This window comes from Desulfovibrio aminophilus DSM 12254 (assembly GCF_000422565.1).
GTDB lineage: Bacteria > Desulfobacterota > Desulfovibrionia > Desulfovibrionales > Desulfovibrionaceae > Aminidesulfovibrio > Aminidesulfovibrio aminophilus.
In genome coordinates this window covers 63,868-81,003 of the sequence record NZ_AUMA01000003.1, presented here as the reverse complement: position 1 = coordinate 81,003, position 17,136 = coordinate 63,868, and the positions used below count along the sequence as shown (strand labels likewise).

17 protein-coding genes are annotated in these 17,136 nt (G+C 66.7%); 4 read left to right on the top strand and 13 right to left on the bottom strand.

Annotated features, from left to right (window positions below):
* Window positions 1–184: 184 nt before the first annotated feature.
* Window positions 185–1,930 (bottom strand): CgeB family protein, encoded by a 1,746-nt coding sequence (locus H587_RS16735; protein WP_084630299.1) that lies wholly within the window; start codon window positions 1,928–1,930, stop codon window positions 185–187.
* Window positions 1,931–2,112: 182 nt separating this feature from the next.
* Here H587_RS16735 and H587_RS19440 point away from each other — a divergent pair, with 182 nt between their 5' ends.
* Window positions 2,113–3,015 carry a glycosyltransferase family 2 protein gene (locus H587_RS19440; RefSeq protein WP_027174563.1) on the top strand — a complete coding sequence of 301 codons (903 nt, stop codon included), beginning with the start codon at window positions 2,113–2,115 and terminating at the stop codon, window positions 3,013–3,015.
* 60 nt (window positions 3,016–3,075) lie between these two features.
* Here the strand turns inward: H587_RS19440 and H587_RS0100405 are convergent, their stop codons facing one another.
* The 5 genes from H587_RS0100405 to H587_RS0100385 are packed head-to-tail and all read right to left on the bottom strand — an operon-like array spanning window position 3,076 to window position 8,339.
* Window positions 3,076–4,017: an aminotransferase class IV gene (locus tag H587_RS0100405; protein WP_027174562.1), complete on the bottom strand. Its 942-nt coding sequence runs from the start codon at window positions 4,015–4,017 to the stop codon at window positions 3,076–3,078.
* Entirely contained in the window at window positions 4,017–5,045 is a 1,029-nt protein-coding gene (locus tag H587_RS0100400) for an aspartate-semialdehyde dehydrogenase (protein ID WP_027174561.1), read from the bottom strand. The genes H587_RS0100405 and H587_RS0100400 overlap by 1 nt, the downstream gene beginning before the upstream one ends.
* Window positions 5,046–5,058: 13 nt before the next feature.
* Window positions 5,059–5,931 (bottom strand): methylenetetrahydrofolate reductase, encoded by an 873-nt coding sequence (locus tag H587_RS0100395; RefSeq protein ID WP_027174560.1) that lies wholly within the window; start codon window positions 5,929–5,931, stop codon window positions 5,059–5,061.
* 30 nt (window positions 5,932–5,961) lie between these two features.
* The gene (locus H587_RS0100390) at window positions 5,962–6,375 is read right to left on the bottom strand and encodes a (deoxy)nucleoside triphosphate pyrophosphohydrolase (protein WP_027174559.1); all 414 of its coding nucleotides are present in this window, start codon (window positions 6,373–6,375) and stop codon (window positions 5,962–5,964) included.
* Window positions 6,372–8,339: an ABC-F family ATP-binding cassette domain-containing protein gene (locus tag H587_RS0100385; protein ID WP_027174558.1), complete on the bottom strand. Its 1,968-nt coding sequence runs from the start codon at window positions 8,337–8,339 to the stop codon at window positions 6,372–6,374. Before H587_RS0100385 ends, H587_RS0100390 begins: the two co-directional genes overlap by 4 nt.
* A gap of 141 nt (window positions 8,340–8,480) precedes the next feature.
* Here H587_RS0100385 and H587_RS0100380 point away from each other — a divergent pair, with 141 nt between their 5' ends.
* Both H587_RS0100380 and H587_RS20770 read left to right on the top strand, forming a co-directional pair.
* Entirely contained in the window at window positions 8,481–8,759 is a 279-nt protein-coding gene (locus tag H587_RS0100380; RefSeq protein WP_027174557.1) for a GIY-YIG nuclease family protein, read from the top strand.
* On the top strand, window positions 8,756–8,917 hold the full coding sequence (locus H587_RS20770; RefSeq protein ID WP_169432732.1) for a hypothetical protein: 162 nt from the start codon (window positions 8,756–8,758) through the stop codon (window positions 8,915–8,917). The genes H587_RS0100380 and H587_RS20770 overlap by 4 nt, the downstream gene beginning before the upstream one ends.
* 36 nt (window positions 8,918–8,953) lie before the next feature.
* Here the strand turns inward: H587_RS20770 and leuB are convergent, their stop codons facing one another.
* The 6 genes from leuB to H587_RS0100345 all read right to left on the bottom strand — a co-directional run bounded on the left by leuB (window position 8,954) and on the right by H587_RS0100345 (window position 14,948).
* The gene (gene leuB / locus H587_RS0100370) at window positions 8,954–10,021 is read right to left on the bottom strand and encodes a 3-isopropylmalate dehydrogenase (protein ID WP_027174556.1); all 1,068 of its coding nucleotides are present in this window, start codon (window positions 10,019–10,021) and stop codon (window positions 8,954–8,956) included.
* Window positions 10,022–10,071: 50 nt separating this feature from the next.
* Window positions 10,072–10,584 (bottom strand): 3-isopropylmalate dehydratase small subunit, encoded by a 513-nt coding sequence (locus H587_RS0100365; protein WP_027174555.1) that lies wholly within the window; start codon window positions 10,582–10,584, stop codon window positions 10,072–10,074.
* Between the two features lie 9 nt (window positions 10,585–10,593).
* Entirely contained in the window at window positions 10,594–11,853 is a 1,260-nt protein-coding gene (gene leuC / locus H587_RS0100360; protein WP_027174554.1) for a 3-isopropylmalate dehydratase large subunit, read from the bottom strand.
* Window positions 11,838–13,388, bottom strand: a complete 1,551-nt coding sequence (locus H587_RS0100355) for a 2-isopropylmalate synthase (protein WP_027174553.1) — start codon at window positions 13,386–13,388, stop codon at window positions 11,838–11,840. The genes leuC and H587_RS0100355 overlap by 16 nt, the downstream gene beginning before the upstream one ends.
* A gap of 131 nt (window positions 13,389–13,519) precedes the next feature.
* Window positions 13,520–14,281 (bottom strand): CDP-diacylglycerol--serine O-phosphatidyltransferase, encoded by a 762-nt coding sequence (pssA, locus tag H587_RS0100350; RefSeq protein ID WP_027174552.1) that lies wholly within the window; start codon window positions 14,279–14,281, stop codon window positions 13,520–13,522.
* A 25-nt stretch (window positions 14,282–14,306) separates the two neighbouring features.
* Window positions 14,307–14,948 (bottom strand): phosphatidylserine decarboxylase family protein, encoded by a 642-nt coding sequence (locus H587_RS0100345; RefSeq protein WP_027174551.1) that lies wholly within the window; start codon window positions 14,946–14,948, stop codon window positions 14,307–14,309.
* A 98-nt stretch (window positions 14,949–15,046) separates the two neighbouring features.
* Between H587_RS0100345 and H587_RS0100340 the strand changes: the two genes are divergently transcribed.
* Entirely contained in the window at window positions 15,047–16,060 is a 1,014-nt protein-coding gene (locus tag H587_RS0100340; protein WP_027174550.1) for a metal-dependent hydrolase, read from the top strand.
* Here H587_RS0100340 and H587_RS0100335 read toward each other — a convergent pair.
* Window positions 16,041–17,027 (bottom strand): class I SAM-dependent methyltransferase, encoded by a 987-nt coding sequence (locus H587_RS0100335; RefSeq protein ID WP_027174549.1) that lies wholly within the window; start codon window positions 17,025–17,027, stop codon window positions 16,041–16,043. The two genes, H587_RS0100340 and H587_RS0100335, sit on opposite strands and share 20 nt — an antisense overlap.
* Window positions 17,028–17,136: the final 109 nt, after the last annotated feature.

Below are 17,136 nucleotides of genomic sequence, written 5' to 3'. Positions count from 1 at the left end.
GTCCTCCGGCCGCAGGAGGGGCAGGCGAAGAAGGCCGGAATCGCCGACGCCGGCGCCTTTCCCTCGGTCGTTCCGGCCACTGCACCCGGAATCCCGCATTGCGGGCACTTGGTCCTGCGCCCGGCGAGACGGGCGGGAACCTCCCGGGAGAAGCCGCACGAAGCGCACTGGAATGTGGCCACGATCACTCCTTGTCTTGCGGCGCGGGCACAACCGATCCTTTTTTTCTATCGCAGAATCCAACGGTTCCCGCAAGATCGAAGGTCTGGCGCATGATCTCCGCCAGCCGCCGCAGCCGGTGCGCGTAGGTGTGTTCGGCCAGGACGCGGGCCCGAGCCCGCCGAGCCAGTTCCGCCCGGCCGAGGGGATCGGCCAGCCAACGCCGCGCGACCTCCTCCACGTCCTCCGGCCGGTCGTAGACCGCCGTTTCCGCTCCGGGATCGAACAGCCGCTCCAATTGCGGCCCGGCGTCCGTGAGCAGAAAACCGCCGCAGGCGGGCACGTCGAAAACCCGCTGGTTCACCGCGCCCTTCATCTGGCGGCTCGTGCAGTTGAAATTGACCTGGGCCGCCGCATAGAAACACGGCAGATCCCGGGCGTAGTCCAGGGACGGATGCCAACGCCAGTTCCCCGGCCCAAGGGCCGCGCGCCAGCCCTCGTCCCCGGCCACCAGCGGCTTGAGCGGCAACAGGCCGCGCACACATTCCAGGCGATACTGCCGGGTGGCCTCCCAGGTCAGCAGGGATTCGAAGGCCAAACGGCTCTCCTCGTCCGGCAGGGTCTGGTGCAGCCGCCATGTCTCCGGAGCCGCCTCGGCCAGAAAGGCCGCCGCCGTGCTGTCGGGCCACGCTCCGAATTCTCGGGCCAGCCCTTCGTATCCCTTGACGAGTTCCGGGAACCGCACCAGTGAGGCGAGGCAGCCGTCCACGGCCCGGCGCATGGAATTGCCCACGAAGGACACGTCCGCGCGCCATGCCGAGGGCGCCTGCCCGGCGTCGGGTCGAAAGCGTTCCGGGTCCGTGGCCAGGGGCAGGTAGTGAACCTCCGGGTAGCCGTCGGCCTTGAGCGGCTCCACTCCGGCCTCGTCCCAGGTGAAAAGCACTGTCCCCGGTCGGTTCAGCCCGACATAACGCGAGAGAATGAGCCGGGGATTGTCCACGAACCAGGAGGCAAGGGGCAATCCCAGACGTTCCAGCAGTTCGGCCACCCTGCCCTCGCGGTCCAGGCCGAAGTGGTTCACCGTGAGCACGAAGTCGGGCCGGAATGCAACGGCCGCCGTAAGCAGATCCTCCACGAACCCGGGGCGCACGGTCGCCCCCATGCCGACCTCCACGGCGCGCCACGGCAGCTCCAAAGCGTCCAGTGCCGAGGCGATCTCGTCGGTGAGGAAATAGGGGCGATGCAGAACGAGTACGCGGGGCACGGCCTGGCGGAAGCGCGGCCGCCGAACGCGGGACCAGAAATCCCCGTTCGGCGCGGGCCGCAGGGCCGAGAGCAGGCTCCCATAGTATTCCGGGACCAGCCGTTGCCAGAGGGGTACGGCCAAAGGCCTCAGGGGCCGACCGTCGTGTTCCGCCCGCCACTGTTCCAGGGCGCGCACAACCTGATCGGGGTCCGGGTCGTCCAGCCAGAGCACGCGCGGATCGTCGCCGAAACGCCTCCGCACGCCGCTCACCTCGATCAACGGAGTTTCGCGATCCACCACGGCCACGGGCCCGCCACGTTCGAGCAGGGCCTCCAGAGCCAGTCCCAGGCCCGTGCCCAGCAACACGGGCAGGCCCTCGGGAAGACCCTCCAACAGGGCCAGCTCGGCCGCGCCGCCGCGCCGTCCCCAGAGAGTCCAGGTCCGACCACCGCGCAGCACGCGCAAGTCCGTCAGATCCCCATCGATGATCACGGGCCGCACTTCGTAGTCAAAGGTCCGGGTCATGATTCCTTCCCGCCGCGCGATTCTTCAATACCGTCTCAGTGTTATCTCATTTTCAAACTATTTCCAGGAGATTCGTGCGCCCGCGCCCTAAAGAATCCGGCCGAACCGCCGATATGTTCATCGATGGGCGTTCATGCGCACAGGGAAGGTGCGCGGCCCGGAGCATCCCAAGGAAGGGTTTCATGCGCGAGCGTCCCTCCATATCCGTGATTCTTGTCGCGGACGGGCGACAAACCTCGTTCCAGCCGCTCATGCGCTCCCTGGCGCGGCAGGCTTCTCTGCTCCGCGAGGTCCAGGTGGTGGTCGCGCGCGGGGAGGGCGATCCCGGCTTCCCGCCGAGTCTGCTCCGTTGGGGGGCCATCCTGCCCTGCCGCGATTTCGTCTTCCTGGAAACCGGCGACAGCGGGCAGTCCTCCGTGGCCAACGCCGCCGTCCGGCGCGCCGAAGGCGAGGCACTGCTCCTTGTCGACTCCCGGCATCGACTTCTGCCCGGACACCTGGAAACCTGCCTCGACGCCCTGAAGCAGGGCGCGCACGCGGCTTATACCGACCGGGTGCTCATGGATGGCAACCTCCTGCGCTACCGTCGCCTGCCGGACTTCCATCCTGACGTGCTGCGCGTCGGCAATCCCCTGGGGCGAGCCGTGCTCCTGCGCCGGGAGCTGTGGGAGGAGAATGGAGGCCTGAGCGGACGCACCCGCCTGGGCCACTGGGAAATGTGGATCCGCGCGACGCTGCGGGGCAAGACCCTGATCCGCGTTCCGCGCCCCCTGCTCTGCCGCGCCGCGCCGCCCGTCGTGACGCCCGGCGTGACGCCCGTCGAGGACGGTCGACACGAAGCCCTGCTGGTGATCCGCAATCCGGCATTCTTCCCGGACACCGTGGTTCGTTGGGCCCTGGCCCTGCTGCGTGGAGAACCCTGGGCCCTGCCCGCCGGGCCGGGCCGAGCGCCCAACGAACGCCAGACCAGGCTCATGCTGGAGAACGCCCCGGTCCAACGCACCCGCCCCCCGGCCGCCGACGCGCCCGATGCCTCCGAGCTGACCTGGGACCGCTTCCTGCCCGATCGCACCCTTTCGGCCTGAACTTCGGAACAAAAAAACGGCCACCGGTTTCCCGGTGGCCGTCTGTCTTTCTTCTCGAACCTAGAACGGTATCCCGTTCTCCACGAGATCGGCGCGCAGCAGTTCGCGCAGCCGCTTGCTCACCGGCCCGGGCCGGGCGTCATGCACGGGCTTGTCGTTGAAACGCACCACGGACAGGGCGTCGATGGTCGTGCCCACGAGGATGATCTCCCGGGCCTCCAGCAGTTCTCCCTCGGAGATGCCCCGGAAGACCACGTCCATCTCACGCTTGAGCAGATCCACGCCGCGCATGAGCGTGGTCCCCGCCAGGGCGTTGGTGAACTCCGGGATGGACAGGCGGCCCCGGGCGTCCACGATGCAGACGTTCTCCGTGGCGCCCTCCGCCAGGAATCCGTTTTCGTCGAAGCAGAGGGCGTAGTCGTAGCCCTTCCGCACCGCCTCGCGCTTCATGAGCACGTTGGGCAGATAGTTGGTGGTCTTGAGCGTCGCCAACCAGGACTGCTTGGCCGGGATGGAGGCCTTAAAGGCGCTGACGCCCCGCTCGTACACGTCCTCGGACTTGAGGTGGATGTCGTAGGCCACCACGTAGAGGCTCGGCACCGGGCACTCGTAGGGGTCGATGCCGAAACCGCCGGGGCCCCGGCCGAGCAGGACGCGGACCAGTCCCTGGGATGTGTCCGCCGCAGTGGCCACCTGCAGGACGATCTCCCGGACTTCCTCCCAGGAGCACGGCGGCTCCAGGTGGATGCCCTGACAGGAGGAGCGCATGCGCTTGAGGTGTGCGTCCAACTGGTAGATCTTGCGCCCGACGAACTTGGCGGTCTCGAACACGCCGTCGCCCCGGTGGGCGAGGTGGTCGTCCCAGGGCATCAGCATGAGCCGGGGATCCGTGCCGATGAGGCCCACGCGGTGGTCGTAGAAGGCCAGCACGTGTTCGGCCCCCGGCCGGATGGCCTCCAGCAGGGCGTCCAGGTAATCGTCGGAACCGGCGACGCGCAGCATCACGGCACCCGCACGAGATCCCGGCGCAGGAGCTCCTCGGCGATCTGCACGGCGTTCAGGGCCGCGCCCTTGCGGATGTTGTCCGCCACGATCCAAAGGTTCAGCCCCTTGTCGATGCTCTCGTCCTCGCGGATGCGGCCGACAAAGACGTCATCCTCGCCCGCGGCGTGCACGGCCATGGGGTAGGCCTTCTTCTCCGGGTAGTCCACGACGGTCACGCCCGGAGCCTTGGCCAGCAGCAGGCGGCAGTCCTCGGCCGTGAGCTTCTCCTCGGTCTCGATGTTCACCGCCTCGGAGTGGCCGTAGAAAACCGGCACGCGCACCGTGGTGGCCGTGACCCGGATGGAGTCGTCGCCCATGATCTTGATGGTCTCGTTGACCATCTTCATCTCTTCCTTGGTGTAGCCGTTGTCCAGGAAGACGTCGATCTGGGGCAGGCAGTTGAAGGCGATCTGGTGCGGGTAGACGTCCGGGATCACGTCCTGGCCGTTGAACAGCCGCCGCACCTGGGTCTCCAGTTCCATGATGGCCTTGTGTCCGGTACCGGACACGGCCTGGTAGGTGGAGACCACGATGCGCTTGATCTTCGCCTCGTCGTGAATCGGCTTGAGGGTCACCACCATCTGGATGGTGGAGCAGTTGGGATTGGCGATGATGCCCTTGTGCCGCTCAAGATGCTCGGGGTTGACCTCGGGCACCACCAGCGGCACTTCGGGGTCCATGCGCCAAGCGCTGGAATTGTCCACCACCACGCAGCCGGCCTTGGCCGCCAGGGGGGCGAACTTCAGCGACGTGCCGCCGCCGGCCGAAAAGAGGGCCAGATCGAAGCCCTGGAAGGAGTCTTCCTTGAGTTCCCGCACGGTCAGTTCCGCGTCCTTGAACGGCACGGTGGAACCGGCCGAGCGGCTGGAGGCGAAAGGCACTACCTCGGTGGCCGGAAAATCCCGTTCCTCCAGAACCTTGAGCATCTCGCGACCCACGGCCCCCGTGGCTCCGCACACGGCAACGCGCAACGACTTCTTGCTCATCTCGCCAAACCCCCTAGAACTTCAGTTTGTCCGCGATCTCAAGGCATGCCTCGGCGCGGTTGAGCGTATAGAGATGCACTCCGGGCGCGCCCCTGTCAATAAGGTCCTGCGCCTGCTTCGTCGCGTGGGCCAGGCCCAGCGCCCGGACCGCCTCGTCGCCGCCCTCGGCGTGGGTGCGCTCCAGCACCTCGTAGAACCCCCCGAAGACCTCCCGGCCGTTGAGTCCGGCGATGAACTGGGCGGATTTCATGCTCATCACCGGCAGGATGCCCGGGATCACCGGAGCCTCGACCCCGAGAGCGCGCAGCTTGCCGACATAGCCGAAGTAGTGCTCGTTGTCGTAGAACAGCTGCGTGACCACGAAATCGCCGCCCGCGTCCAGCTTGAACTTGAGCCACTTGAGGTCGATCTCCACGCTGGCCGACTCCGGGTGCTTGGTGGGGATGCCCGCGACGCCCACGCCCAGGCCCGGGTAGTGACGGCGGATGAAGGTCACGAGGTCCGAGGCATGGCGGAACTCCTGGCCCTCAAAGCGGAAGTCCGGGCGGTCCTTGGGCGGGTCGCCGCGCAGGGCCAGGACGTTCTCGATGCCGACGTCCTTCAGGGCACCCAGAAAGCCGTGCAGGGCCTCGGAGGACGCGCCCACGCAGGTGAGGTGGGCCATGGGCTCAAGGCCCATATCCCGTTTGAGGTGCGTGACCACGTCCAGGGTGTTGTCCTGGGTGCCGCCGCCCGCGCCATAGGTCACGGAGACGAACAATGGATCGAGGGCCTTGAGTTTCTCCACCTCGGCGTAAAACGCGGGCCAGGTGGTGCGATCCTTGGGCGGGAAGAATTCCAGGGAGAGGAAAGGACCGCGGCGACGGATGAGGTCGACGATGCGCACGATGTTCTCCTTGCGTTGCGGCGCCCCGGGTCAGCCCTGACCCCGGGGTCCGGTGTAGCGCTTGAGGGCCTCCAGGATCTCCACGTCCGCCGGCAGAAAGGCCAGCTCGACCGGTTCCTCGGGCCGGACCCAGGCCAGGGCCTGGCCCTCGGCCGGAAAGGGATCGCCCATGAAGGCATGAACGTGAAAAAAGGTCAAATGGACGCTGAACTCCTCATAGTCGTGACGCTTCTCGCGCCAGACGGCGAAGGAAGTGGCCGTGATGCGCAGTTCCTCGCGCAGTTCGCGCACGAGAGCCTCCTCGGCGCTCTCGCCGGGTCGGATCTTGCCCCCCGGGAATTCCCACAGGTGGGCGAAATCCTTGCCCTCGGGCCGGTCCACCGCCAGGAACTCCCGACCGCGCCAGATGATTCCGGCCACCACCCAGATCTCGCGGCGGCTCATTCGGCCAGCATCTCCTGCTTGAGGCCGTTCAGCCGTTCCATCTCCAGTTCCAGACGCCCCATGCGCTCGATGAGGCCTTCGGCCCACTCGGAGGTTTCGCGGTAGCGCGCATTCAGCTCCAGGGCCTTGCCGGAATCGGCGTAGGTGGCCGGGTCGTTGAGCCTTGCCTCCAGCTCGGCCTGCTCGGTCAGGGCCTTGTCCAACTCGCCCTCCAGCTTCGCGTATTCGTCCTTGAGGGGCTTCATCTCCCGCGATATCCGGTTGCGGATCTCGGCGGCCCGGCGTTTGTCCTCCTTGTCCATGCGGGACTTGGCCGGGGCGGTTTCGGCCGCCTTCTCGGCGGCCTGCTCGGCCCGGCGGTGGGCGTCGTACTCCGCGAAGCCCCCGGAGAAGACCACGATGCCATCCTGGGACAGGCTCCATATCTCGTCGGCCACCTCGCTCATGAGGTAGCGGTCGTGCGCCACGAACAGCAAGGTGCCCTCGTAGTCGCGCAGGGCCTGGACCAATCCTTCGCGGCTCTCCAGGTCGAGGTGGTTGGTGGGCTCGTCCAGGAGCAGGAAATTCGGCCGGGCCAGGAACAGGGTGGCCAGCAGCAGACGGCTCTTCTCGCCGCCGGAGAGCGCGGCCACCGGGCGCTCGAAATAGGGCTCGCCGAGGAGGAACAGGCCGAGCACGCCCATGAGCTGTTCCTCGGTGTTGCGCGGGTCGGAAAGGCGGCGGATTTCCGAAAGCACACTGCCCGTGGGCCGCAGTATCTCGGTCTGGTGCTGGCTGAAATAGGCCATGTCCGTGTTCGGCCCGATCTTCACATGCCCGTGCGTCGGCTTGAGGCTGCCCGCGATGAGCTTGAGCAGCGTGGACTTGCCCGCGCCGTTGGGCGCGGCCAGGGCGATCTTGCGGCCCCGGAAGACCTGGAAGTCCAGCTTGTGCCAGACCTTGTGGTCACCCTGATAGGCGAACTCCAGATCCACGGCGCTCACGGCCACCTTGTCCCCGCGCCGGGGCTCGGGCAGGGCGAAGGCCAGGCTGCGGCCCGGCCGGGAACCGCGCGTGTCGTCCTGGACCTTGGACAGCTCGGCCTGGAGCTTCTCCACTTTCTTGAGTTTGCTCTGCGCCTGCGCCGCCTTGCGGGCCTTGACCCGGAAACGGCGGATGTAGGACTGCTCGTGCTCGATGCGGGCCGAGAGCTTGGCCGCCTCGCGTTCGCGCTGTTGGGCGGCCTCGGCCTCCCACTCCAGGAACTCCGCGAAGGAGCCTTTGCGCAGCATGGGCCGGGCTCCGCCCAGGAAGAGCACGTGCGAGCCCACCCGGTCCAGGAAGACGCGATCGTGGGCCACGAAGGCCACCGCCCCCCGGAAGTTCAAAAGATAGTTCTCCAGCCACTCCACGGCCTCAAGGTCGAGGTGGTTGGTGGGCTCGTCCAGGAGCAGGACGTCCGCGCCCTGCAGAAGCACCCGGGCCAGCTTGGCCCGTTCGCGCCAGCCGCCGGACAGTTCGCCGATGCGGCGCAGGTGCTTGTCCTCGGAAAAACCCAGGCCGGTGAGAATGGCCCGGGCGCGGTGCTCGGGATTGTAGCCCATGCCCGCCTCCAGTTCATGCTGGCGCTCGGACAGGGCCCGGATGCGGGCTTCGTCGCCGGAGGCCACGGCCTGCTCCCATTCCCGCCAGAACGAGCCCCAGGACGGCAGGGCCGCCAGAACCCACGGCAGCAACGCCTGCTCCAGATCCTCGTCACCCAGTTCCTGGGCCACGTAGCCGAGACGGGCGCCCTTCTCCATGGCCACCTGGCCGCCGTCGGGCTCGACCTCCCCGGCCAGGATGCGCAGCAGCGTGCTCTTGCCGCAGCCGTTGGGACCGGCCACGGCCAGACGCATTCCCGGGGCGATCTCGAAAGACAGGCCGTCGAAGAGATCCTCTCCGCCGTAAGCCTTGACCAGATTCGTGACAGTGATGCGCGACATGCGGACTACCTGACATAGTGGGCTGTAAAAGGATTACGTTCATATATGCAGGGGCCCGGCTTGGCAAGAGCGGCCTTGCCAGGAGCCACGCCCTGGCATAGAGCCTGAAGAGGGCCGCTCTCCGGCCCGGGAGGATCGCCCATGCCCGCCGGAACCGGCTGGTTCGTCTACTTGATGCGCTGCGCCGACGGCAGCCTTTACTGCGGCGTGACCACGGACCTCGCCCGCCGTCTGGCCGAACACAACGCGGGCACGGGCGCACGCTACACCCGCGCGCGGCGTCCGGTGGCCCTGGCCGCCAGTGCGCCCTGCGCGGACAAAAGCGCGGCGCTCAAGGCCGAGGCCGCCGTGCGTCGCCGCAAGGCTGGGGAAAAACTGGCCTTCGTCCGGGAACTGGCGCACACCGAGGAGCAGCCATGAGCGATCTGGCCTTCATCCTGGCCGTCCTGGCCATCGGGGTCGGTTATTTCATCATCTTCGAGCGCATGAAGCGCAACTGGCGGGACCGCCATCCCGGCGAGAAGGGCAACCCCATCCAGCGCTGGCTCACGGGCCGGGATGACGAGGACAAGGATTGAACGGGGCCGGAGGGAACCTCCGGCCCCGCGTCGTCATCAGAGGTTGGCGAGCACCGCCGCGCCCATCTCGCTGCCCTTCACCCGGGCCTTGCCCGGCTCCATGATGTCGCCGGTGCGCAGACCCTGGTCCAGGGTGCGCCGCACGGCGTCCTCCACGCTGCGGGCCTCCTCCTCCATTCCGAGGGAATAACGCAGGAGCATGGCCACGGAGAGGATGGTGGCCAACGGGTTGGCCAGATCCTGACCCGCGATGTCCGGGGCCGAACCGTGGATCGGCTCGTACAGGCCGGGCCCGCCCTCGCCCAGGGAGGCCGAGGGGAGCATGCCGATGGAGCCGGTGATCACGGCGGCCTCGTCCGAGAGGATGTCGCCGAAGAGGTTGCCGGTGACGAGCACGTCGAACTGGGACGGGTCGCGCACGAGCTGCATGGCCGCGTTGTCCACGTACATGTGCGAGAGCTCAACGTCCGGGTACTCGGCGGCCGTCTCGATCACCACCTCGCGCCAGACGCGGGAGACGTCCAGGACGTTGGCCTTGTCCACGGAGCAGACCTTGCGGCGGCGCTTGCGGGCGGCCTCGAAAGCCACCTTGGCGATGCGCCGCACCTCGCTCTCGCGGTAGATCATGGTGTTGAAGCCCGTGCGCTCGCCGTCGCGGACCTCCACGCCCCTGGGCTCCCCGAAGTAGATCCCGCCGGTCAGTTCGCGGATCACCAACAGGTCCACCCCGCGGTCCACGATGTCCGGGCGCAGGAGGCAGGCCGAGCGCAGCTGGGGAAAGAGCGCTGCGGGCCGTAGATTGGCGAACAGGCCCAGGGCCTTGCGGATGCCCAGGAGTCCTTTTTCGGGCCGGATGGCGGGGTCGAGGTTGTCCCATTTGGGACCACCCACCGCGCCCAGGAGCACGGCGTCGGCCCCCTTGCAGGCCTCCACGGTCTCCTCGGGCAGGGGAACGCCGGTGGCGTCGATGGCCGAGCCGCCGATACGCTGCTCGTCCAGCTCCACCGCATGGCCGAACTTCTCGGCCACGGCGAGCAGAACCTTCAAGGCCTGGTCCGTGATCTCCGGGCCGATGCCGTCGCCAGGCAACACGCAAATCTTCATTTCTTCCTCGCTTAGATCAATCAGAATTGAATTATAACAATGGAATACGGTTATGCTTTTTTAATGGCCACCTTGGTCAGGCGGTGCTTCACATAGGCCACCAGCCCGCCCGCGTCCACCAGTTCCTGCATGGACGGCGGCACCGGGGCGCAACGTACGCTCTCGCCCGTGGTCAGGTTGCGGATGACTCCGGACTTGGTGTCCACCTCCAGTTGGTCGCCGTCGCGGAGCTTATCGGCATCCTCGCCGACCTCCAACAGGGTCAGGCCCATGTTGAAGCCGTTGCGATAGAAGATGCGCGCGAAGCTCTTGGCCACCACCACGGGGATGCCCGCGCCGAGAACGGCCAGGGGAGCGTGTTCGCGGGAGGAGCCGCAGCCGAAGTTCTCCCCGGCGACGAGGACGTCGTTCTTGGACACCCGGGCGTTCCAGTCCGCAGAGATGCCCTCCATGAAATGACTGCCCAGTTCAGCGGTGTCCGTGGTGACCAGATAGCGCGCCGGAATGATGGCGTCGGTGTCGATGTGATCCCCGACCTTGTGGGCCTTGCCTGTGACGATCATGTCTGCCTCCTAGAGCGCCGCCGGATGGATGATCTCGCCGGCCACGGCGCTGGCCGCGGCCACCGAGGGATTGGACAGGTAGACCTCGGATTCGAGGCTGCCCATGCGGCCCTTGAAGTTGCGGTTGGTGGTGGCCACGGCCCGCTCGCCCTTGGCCAGGATGCCCATGTGCCCGCCGAGACAGGGGCCACAGGTGGCCGGGCCCACGATGCAGCCCGCCTCCATGAAGGTCTCGATGAGTCCCTCGCGCAGGGCCTGACGCCAGATATTCGGGGTGGCGGGAAGGACGACGCAGCGGAGGTTCTTCTTCACCTTGCGGCCCTTGAGCACGGCGGCGGCCTCGCGCAGGTCCGAGATGCGGCCGTTGGTGCAGGAGCCGATGACCGCCTGATCCACGCGCAAATCCTTGAGTTCACTCACGGGCCGCACGTTTTCCGGCAGGTGCGGACAGGCCACCTGGGGCTCCATGCCCGTGGCGTCGATCCGCAGCACACGCTCGTAGGCGGCCCCGGAATCGGCGTCCAGCAAGGTGTCGCCCGTGCGCCCGGCCGTCCGGCAGAAGGCCAGGGTCTTGTCGTCCACGGGGAACAGCCCGACCTTGCCGCCCGCCTCGATGGCCATGTTGGCCATGGTCATGCGGGCCTCGACGGAGAGTTCGGAGGTCAGCGGGCCGCCGAACTCCAGGGCCTTGTACAACGCCCCGGAGACGCCGATCCGGCCGATGACCGTCAGGATGAGATCCTTGCCGCCCACGAAGGGGGCCAGGCTACCACTCATTTCCACCCGGATGGTCGGCGGCACCTTGAACCAGGTTTCACCCAGGGCCATGGCCGCGGCGATGTCCGTGGAGCCCATGCCGGTGGCGAAGGCTCCCAGGCCGCCGTAGGTGCAGGTGTGGCTGTCCGCACCGATGACCACGTCGCCCGGGCCCACCAGACCCAGTTCCGGCAACAGCGCGTGCTCCACGCCCACGTCGCCGCCCTCGAAGTAGTGCGTGATCTTCTTTTCCAGGGCGAATTCGCGTACCGTGCGGACCTGCTCCGCCGACTCGATGTCCTTGTTGGGCGTGAAGTGGTCGCAGACCAGGGCCACGCGGTCGCGATCGAAGACCTCTTGGGCACCCATGGCCCGAAAGGACTTGATGGCCAGGGGGGCGGTGATGTCGTTGGCCAATACGAGGTCGACGCGGCAGCGGACGATGCGCCCGGGTTCCGAGGCGTCGTCGGCCGTGTGGGCCTGCAGGATTTTTTCCGCTAAAGTGTGGGGCATTCCCGTTTCTCCTCCTTGGTCTTCTCCAAACGATTCAGGGCCGTGATGAAGGCCTGGGCGCTGGCCACCAGCACGTCCTCGCTGGTGCCGCGCCCCACGGCCTTGAAGCCGTTGTCCGCTATGCGCACGGTGACCGCGCCCTGGGCGTCCGTGCCGCCCGTGACCGCGTTCACCTGATAGCGTTCCAAGGTGGGCGTCATGCCCACCATTCGGCCGATGCACTTGAAGATGGCGTCCACCGGGCCCTCGCCGAAGGCCGAGCCGCGCCGCGTCTCCACTCCGTCAGGGGTGACGAACTCCATGACCACGGCGGCGTGCGGGGGAACCCCGCCGGTGGCCGAAAACACGCTCATGTCCTTGAGGCGGTATTTGTCGCGGCGGCGGTAGACCTTCTCCAGGACCAGAGCCTCCACGTCCTCGTCGAAGACCTGCTCCTTCTTGTCCGCCAGCTCCTTGACCGCGCCGAAGACCACGGCCAGCTGCTGCTCGTCCAGGGAGTAGCCCAACTCCTCGATCTTGCGCTTGATGGCATGGGAGCCGGAGTGCTTGCCGATGACCATCTCCGTGCCGGAACGGCCCACGGACTGCGGGGTCATGATCTCGTAGGTCAGCCGGTTTTTCAACACGCCGTCCTGGTGGATGCCGGACTCGTGGGCGAAGGCGTTGGGCCCCACGATGGCCTTGTACGGCGGGATGGGCTGGCCGATGATCTGCGACAGCCGGCGGCAGGCCGGATAAATCTGCTCGGTCTTGATGTTCGTCTCATAAGGATAGACGTCCGGCCGGGTATGCATGGCCATGACCACTTCCTCGATGGCCACGTTGCCCGCGCGCTCGCCGATGCCCAGCACCGTGCCCTCGATCTGCCGGGCTCCGGCCCGCACGGCGGCCAGGGTGTTGGCCACGGCCAAGCCCAGGTCGTTGTGGCAATGCACGCTGAAGACGACCTTGTCCGCACCCTCAACGTTCTTGAGCAGAAAGGCGATCAGTTCGGCGTACTCGTGGGGCTGGATGTAGCCCACGGTGTCCGGAATGTTCAGGGTCGTGGCCCCGGCCTTGACTGCCACGGAGCAGACCTTGGCCAGGAAGCCCCAATCCGAACGCGAGGCGTCCTCGGCAGAGAACTCCACATTGGCGGTGTGCCGCATCGCGTGGCGCACGGCAGCGTCGGCCATTTCCAGAACCTGCTCCGGGGTCTTGCGGAGCTTGTGCTTCATGTGGATGTCGGAGGTGGCCAGGAAGGTATGAATGCGGGGATACGCGGCCTCCTTGATGGCTTCCCAGCCTCGGTCGATGTCCGCGGGCATGGCCCGGCAGAGCCCGGCCACCTGGGCCGAGCCCACGGCGGCGGCGATGGCCCGCACGGCTTCAAAGTCTCCCTGGCTGGCGGCCGGGAACCCGGCCTCGATGATGTCCACGCCGAGCGTCTCCAGCTGGCGGGCCATGCTCACCTTTTCCTGGATGTTCATGGTCGCGCCCGGGGACTGTTCGCCGTCGCGCAAGGTGGTGTCGAAGACAAAGATGCGCTCAGCCATGTTCTTTCCTCCACTGACGCCCATCGTCCGATGGGTTTACTCTTGTCGATGCATTAGGGCAACACGCCGCGACCGGGCCCTGGCCCGGTTCCGCGGCGACTGGGGACACGGTCGCTGGAACGGAAGTCAGGCTAGGATAGCTTGGGGGTCTCCCGTAGGAGCTTGGAGCCCCTGCGGGAAAGATAAAAGAGGGTGTAGAGAATGCCGGAGGCGATGTAGCCGAGGAAAAGCAGGAAGCCCAAGGCGCGCGGCCGGGAGGCCACGAGCACGAACAGCAGGATGGCGGTGACCATCGAGCTGAAGGGGTGTGCCTTGAGGAAACCATACTCCTTGAAGGAGGCGAAGCGGATGGTGCTGACCATGAGGAAGGACAGCGCATAGGTCATGGTCAGGACCGTCAGGGCGAGCGGCCTGCCGCTCCATGCCTCGGGGATGTACGGGGTGAAGAGAACCAGGGTGGCCAGGGTGCAGGCCTGGGCCGGGATGGGCAGGCCGATGAAGAACTTCTTGGAGATCACCTTGGTCTGGACGTTGAAGCGGGCCAGCCGGAGCGCGCCGCAGGCCACGATCAGGAAGGCGGCCATGAGTCCGAGGCGGCCGAATTGCTGGAGCTTCCAGAAGTAGACGAGCATGGCCGGGGTCACTCCGAAGGCCACGAGGTCGGCCAGGGAGTCGTACTGCACCCCGAACTCGCTGCTGGTGCCAGTGAGCCGGGCCACCTTGCCGTCCAGTCCGTCCAGGATTCCGCTGCCCAGGATTGCCAGCGCGCACACCTCGAAGCGGCCCTGCACGGCCCAGAGAATGCCCAGGAACCCCACGAACAGGCTGGCCGTGGTGAACATGTTGGGCAGGATGTACACGCCCTTGTGGCGCGGCAGCGGTCTTTCGCTCATTCTCTCGTCGCAGGCCCCGGGAAGGTCAACGCTTCACGGCGACCACGGTCTGGCCGGCGAACACCTGATCGCCGACGTACACGGTGCAATCGTAACCATCGGGCAGGTAAAGGTCAACTCGCGACCCGAACTTGATCAGACCGAACCGCTCCGCGCGCTTGAGCTTGTCGCCCTTCTCCGCCCAGCAGACGATACGCCGGGCGACGAGCCCGGCGATCTGGACCACGGTGAAGCGCTGATTGCCCTTGCCCACGATCTCCACCACATTGCGCTCGTTGTCCTTGCTGGCCTTGTCCAGGGAGGCGTTGAAGAACTTGCCGGGGTGGTAGTGCAGGGCCTGGATGGTGCCGGAGACGGGCATGCGGTTCACATGCACGTCGAAGATGTTCATGAATACGCAGATGACCTGACGGGCCTCACCGGACACGGGGTCGGTCTCACGCCCGATCTTGACGATCTTGCCGTCGGCTGGGGAGACCACGGCCTCGGCGTCCTCGGGCTGGATCCGCTCGGGATCACGGAAGAAATTCAGGGCCAGCGCGGTCAGGACGAGCATGAGAACGGTCGGGAACCACCACTCGAGGACGGCGAAGACCACGGTGCAAAAAGCCGCGAAAAAAATGTGGGGCAGTCCTTCCAGGCTGACGCCCGCCGATGGTTTGAGCATTGCCGCCTCCGCGCGATCGTTTCCGCTTCCCTAACCGCGCCGGGCCGCGAGGTCAACAACCCCTTTCAACGCCGCCGATTCTCAGGTATCCGTTGCATATGGATCCAGTAACCCACGCCGCCACGGGCCTGCTCGCGTCCCAGGCCGTCCGGCGCTTCCTGCCCGGAACCCGCCTGCTGCTGCCCGCCTGCCTCGCGGCGGCCCTGTTCCCGGACCTGGACAACTTCACCGGCGGCGACCCGGAAAAATATCTCATCCAGCACCGGGCCCTGTCCCACGCCCTGACGGCCGCGCCCGTCCTGGCCGCGCTCCTCGCCGGGACCTGGAAACTCCTGGTCCGGGACGTCCCGCTCCGAAAGGCCTGGCTCCTGATGCTCGGCCTAGTGCTCGGACATCTCTGGCTGGACTACGTGACCTCCTACGGTACGCAGCTCCTGGCCCCGTTCAGCAACACCCGCTTCACGTTGGAGTCCGTGTTCATCGTGGACCCGGTGTTCACGGCGGGCCTGCTCCTGGCGGCCCTGGCGGCCTGGCGTCTGCCCGGGCGGCGCACCTCACTGGCCCTGGCCGGGCTGGTCTGGCTCCTGGCCTATCCCCTGGCCAGCTGGTCCTGCCGTCTGGTTCTTGAATCCCGCCTGGAAACGGCCCTGCGCCACGAAGGGCGGCAATTCCTCTCCCTGCGCCTCAGCCCCGAGGCGTTCACTCCCTGGTATTGGAAAGGAGTGCTCGACCTGGGGGAAACCTACGAACTGTCCCTGATCCGCTTCCAGGATGCGGACAAAACTCCGTCCGGCACGATCTACACCAAGGCCGACAAGGGGTTGCTGGACGGTTTGGGTCGCGAGGCGGATGTATTCAAAACCTACGAGTGGTTCAGCCGCTACCCGGCCGTGATCCGCACCCTGGAGGGCGACCACGAGACGCTCATTTTCCAGGATCTCCGCTTCGTCAGCCTGCATCCTCTGGTCCGGGCCGTGACCGGCGACGGCCGCGAACCGTTCTTCACGCTCACGGCGGTGCTTGATCCCCGCGACGGCCGCCTGCTGGAATACCGCCTGCGCCAGGGCGGGGTCACGTTCCGCTCGAACCCGTCTACCAGCGCCGGGAGATGAGCGAACGCCCCAGGGGCGTGAGATAGGGCAGGAACTCCTCGCCCAGTTGGTGCAGCGGCACCACCCGGCCCTCGATGAACAGCCCCTGGGGATAGAAGTCCAGGGTTTCATACTCGGGCACTCCCTGGAATCCATTGATCCGCGAAAGCATGACCGAGACGTTCATCTCCTTGTTGTAGACGATGAGGCCCTCGGGGAAGAAGGCCGTGTGCTCAAGCCCGCCCCGGCACGCGCCGAACAGGGCCCGGAATATCTTCGCGAAATGCTCCCGCCGCAGGCGTTGGTGCGTGGCTGAGACGGTTTCGTTGGAGACGAAGCTCAGTTCCTTGTCCGCGAACGGGGAATAGGCGGACACGTCGCGGGCGTCGGCGAAGACCACCTCGCCCCCCCCCAGGCTCCGCACCAGGACGCTGGAGCGTTCGACCACCGGGCGGTCATACTCCAGACCCCATATTTCCGGCTTGTCGAAACCGTTGCGCCGGGCCTGAACCTCGGCGGCCAGCATGAGGATGCCCGAACCCGTGCCGATGTCCAGGCCCACGTAAGGCTGTTCCAGGATCTTCGGCGACAGGCGGCGCAAGGCCACGGAACGCAGGATGTGCGCGGTCTTGGGCAGGTCGGCCAGCATGCGCAGGGCGAAGGACCATTGGCGCAGGCTGTTCATGACCTCCACGTCGTCGCCGTCCTCGTTGAGGCTTTGATGGCGGCTGAACTGTTCGAACAACTTCGTGATCTCCGGCAGGGGCACCACCGCGTCGTGCGCCCCCTCGTAGACGTAGGCGAAGAAGTATTTCGCGACCAGATTGACGAAAAGCGCGTCCTCGGGCGGTCGGCGCGGGTCGCGAAGGCGTTCCAGGTCGGCCGTCAGCGGGGTACGCAGATAGTGTTCGGGCAGAAGGACAGAGACGACGCCGGCATCCCGTTCCGGGATGACCCGTTTCGCATTGGCGGCGGCGAACAGCGGCATGAAGGACGGCTCCCTCGATTCGGTTGATGGGGCGGGGGTATTTTTTTCCCCTCCGCGCCACCTTGCAGGGACCGTACCGCTCAAGGCGGATGCGCCGCGGCGAGACGCA

Bases quoted from the DNA above. Each gene is read 5' to 3' on its own strand.
- H587_RS16735 (WP_084630299.1), bottom strand. From the start codon at position 1,930: ATGACCCGGACCTTTGACTACGAAGTGCGGCCCGTGATCATCGATGGG.
- H587_RS19440 (WP_027174563.1), top strand. From the start codon at position 2,113: ATGCGCGAGCGTCCCTCCATATCCGTGATTCTTGTCGCGGACGGGCGA.
- H587_RS0100405 (WP_027174562.1), bottom strand. From the start codon at position 4,017: ATGCTGCGCGTCGCCGGTTCCGACGATTACCTGGACGCCCTGCTGGAG.
- H587_RS0100400 (WP_027174561.1), bottom strand. From the start codon at position 5,045: ATGAGCAAGAAGTCGTTGCGCGTTGCCGTGTGCGGAGCCACGGGGGCC.
- H587_RS0100390 (WP_027174559.1), bottom strand. From the start codon at position 6,375: ATGAGCCGCCGCGAGATCTGGGTGGTGGCCGGAATCATCTGGCGCGGT.
- H587_RS0100385 (WP_027174558.1), bottom strand. From the start codon at position 8,339: ATGTCGCGCATCACTGTCACGAATCTGGTCAAGGCTTACGGCGGAGAG.
- H587_RS0100380 (WP_027174557.1), top strand. From the start codon at position 8,481: ATGCCCGCCGGAACCGGCTGGTTCGTCTACTTGATGCGCTGCGCCGAC.
- H587_RS20770 (WP_169432732.1), top strand. From the start codon at position 8,756: ATGAGCGATCTGGCCTTCATCCTGGCCGTCCTGGCCATCGGGGTCGGT.
- leuB (WP_027174556.1), bottom strand. From the start codon at position 10,021: ATGAAGATTTGCGTGTTGCCTGGCGACGGCATCGGCCCGGAGATCACG.
- H587_RS0100365 (WP_027174555.1), bottom strand. From the start codon at position 10,584: ATGATCGTCACAGGCAAGGCCCACAAGGTCGGGGATCACATCGACACC.
- leuC (WP_027174554.1), bottom strand. From the start codon at position 11,853: ATGCCCCACACTTTAGCGGAAAAAATCCTGCAGGCCCACACGGCCGAC.
- H587_RS0100355 (WP_027174553.1), bottom strand. From the start codon at position 13,388: ATGGCTGAGCGCATCTTTGTCTTCGACACCACCTTGCGCGACGGCGAA.
- pssA (WP_027174552.1), bottom strand. From the start codon at position 14,281: ATGAGCGAAAGACCGCTGCCGCGCCACAAGGGCGTGTACATCCTGCCC.
- H587_RS0100345 (WP_027174551.1), bottom strand. From the start codon at position 14,948: ATGCTCAAACCATCGGCGGGCGTCAGCCTGGAAGGACTGCCCCACATT.
- H587_RS0100340 (WP_027174550.1), top strand. From the start codon at position 15,047: ATGGATCCAGTAACCCACGCCGCCACGGGCCTGCTCGCGTCCCAGGCC.
- H587_RS0100335 (WP_027174549.1), bottom strand. From the start codon at position 17,027: ATGCCGCTGTTCGCCGCCGCCAATGCGAAACGGGTCATCCCGGAACGG.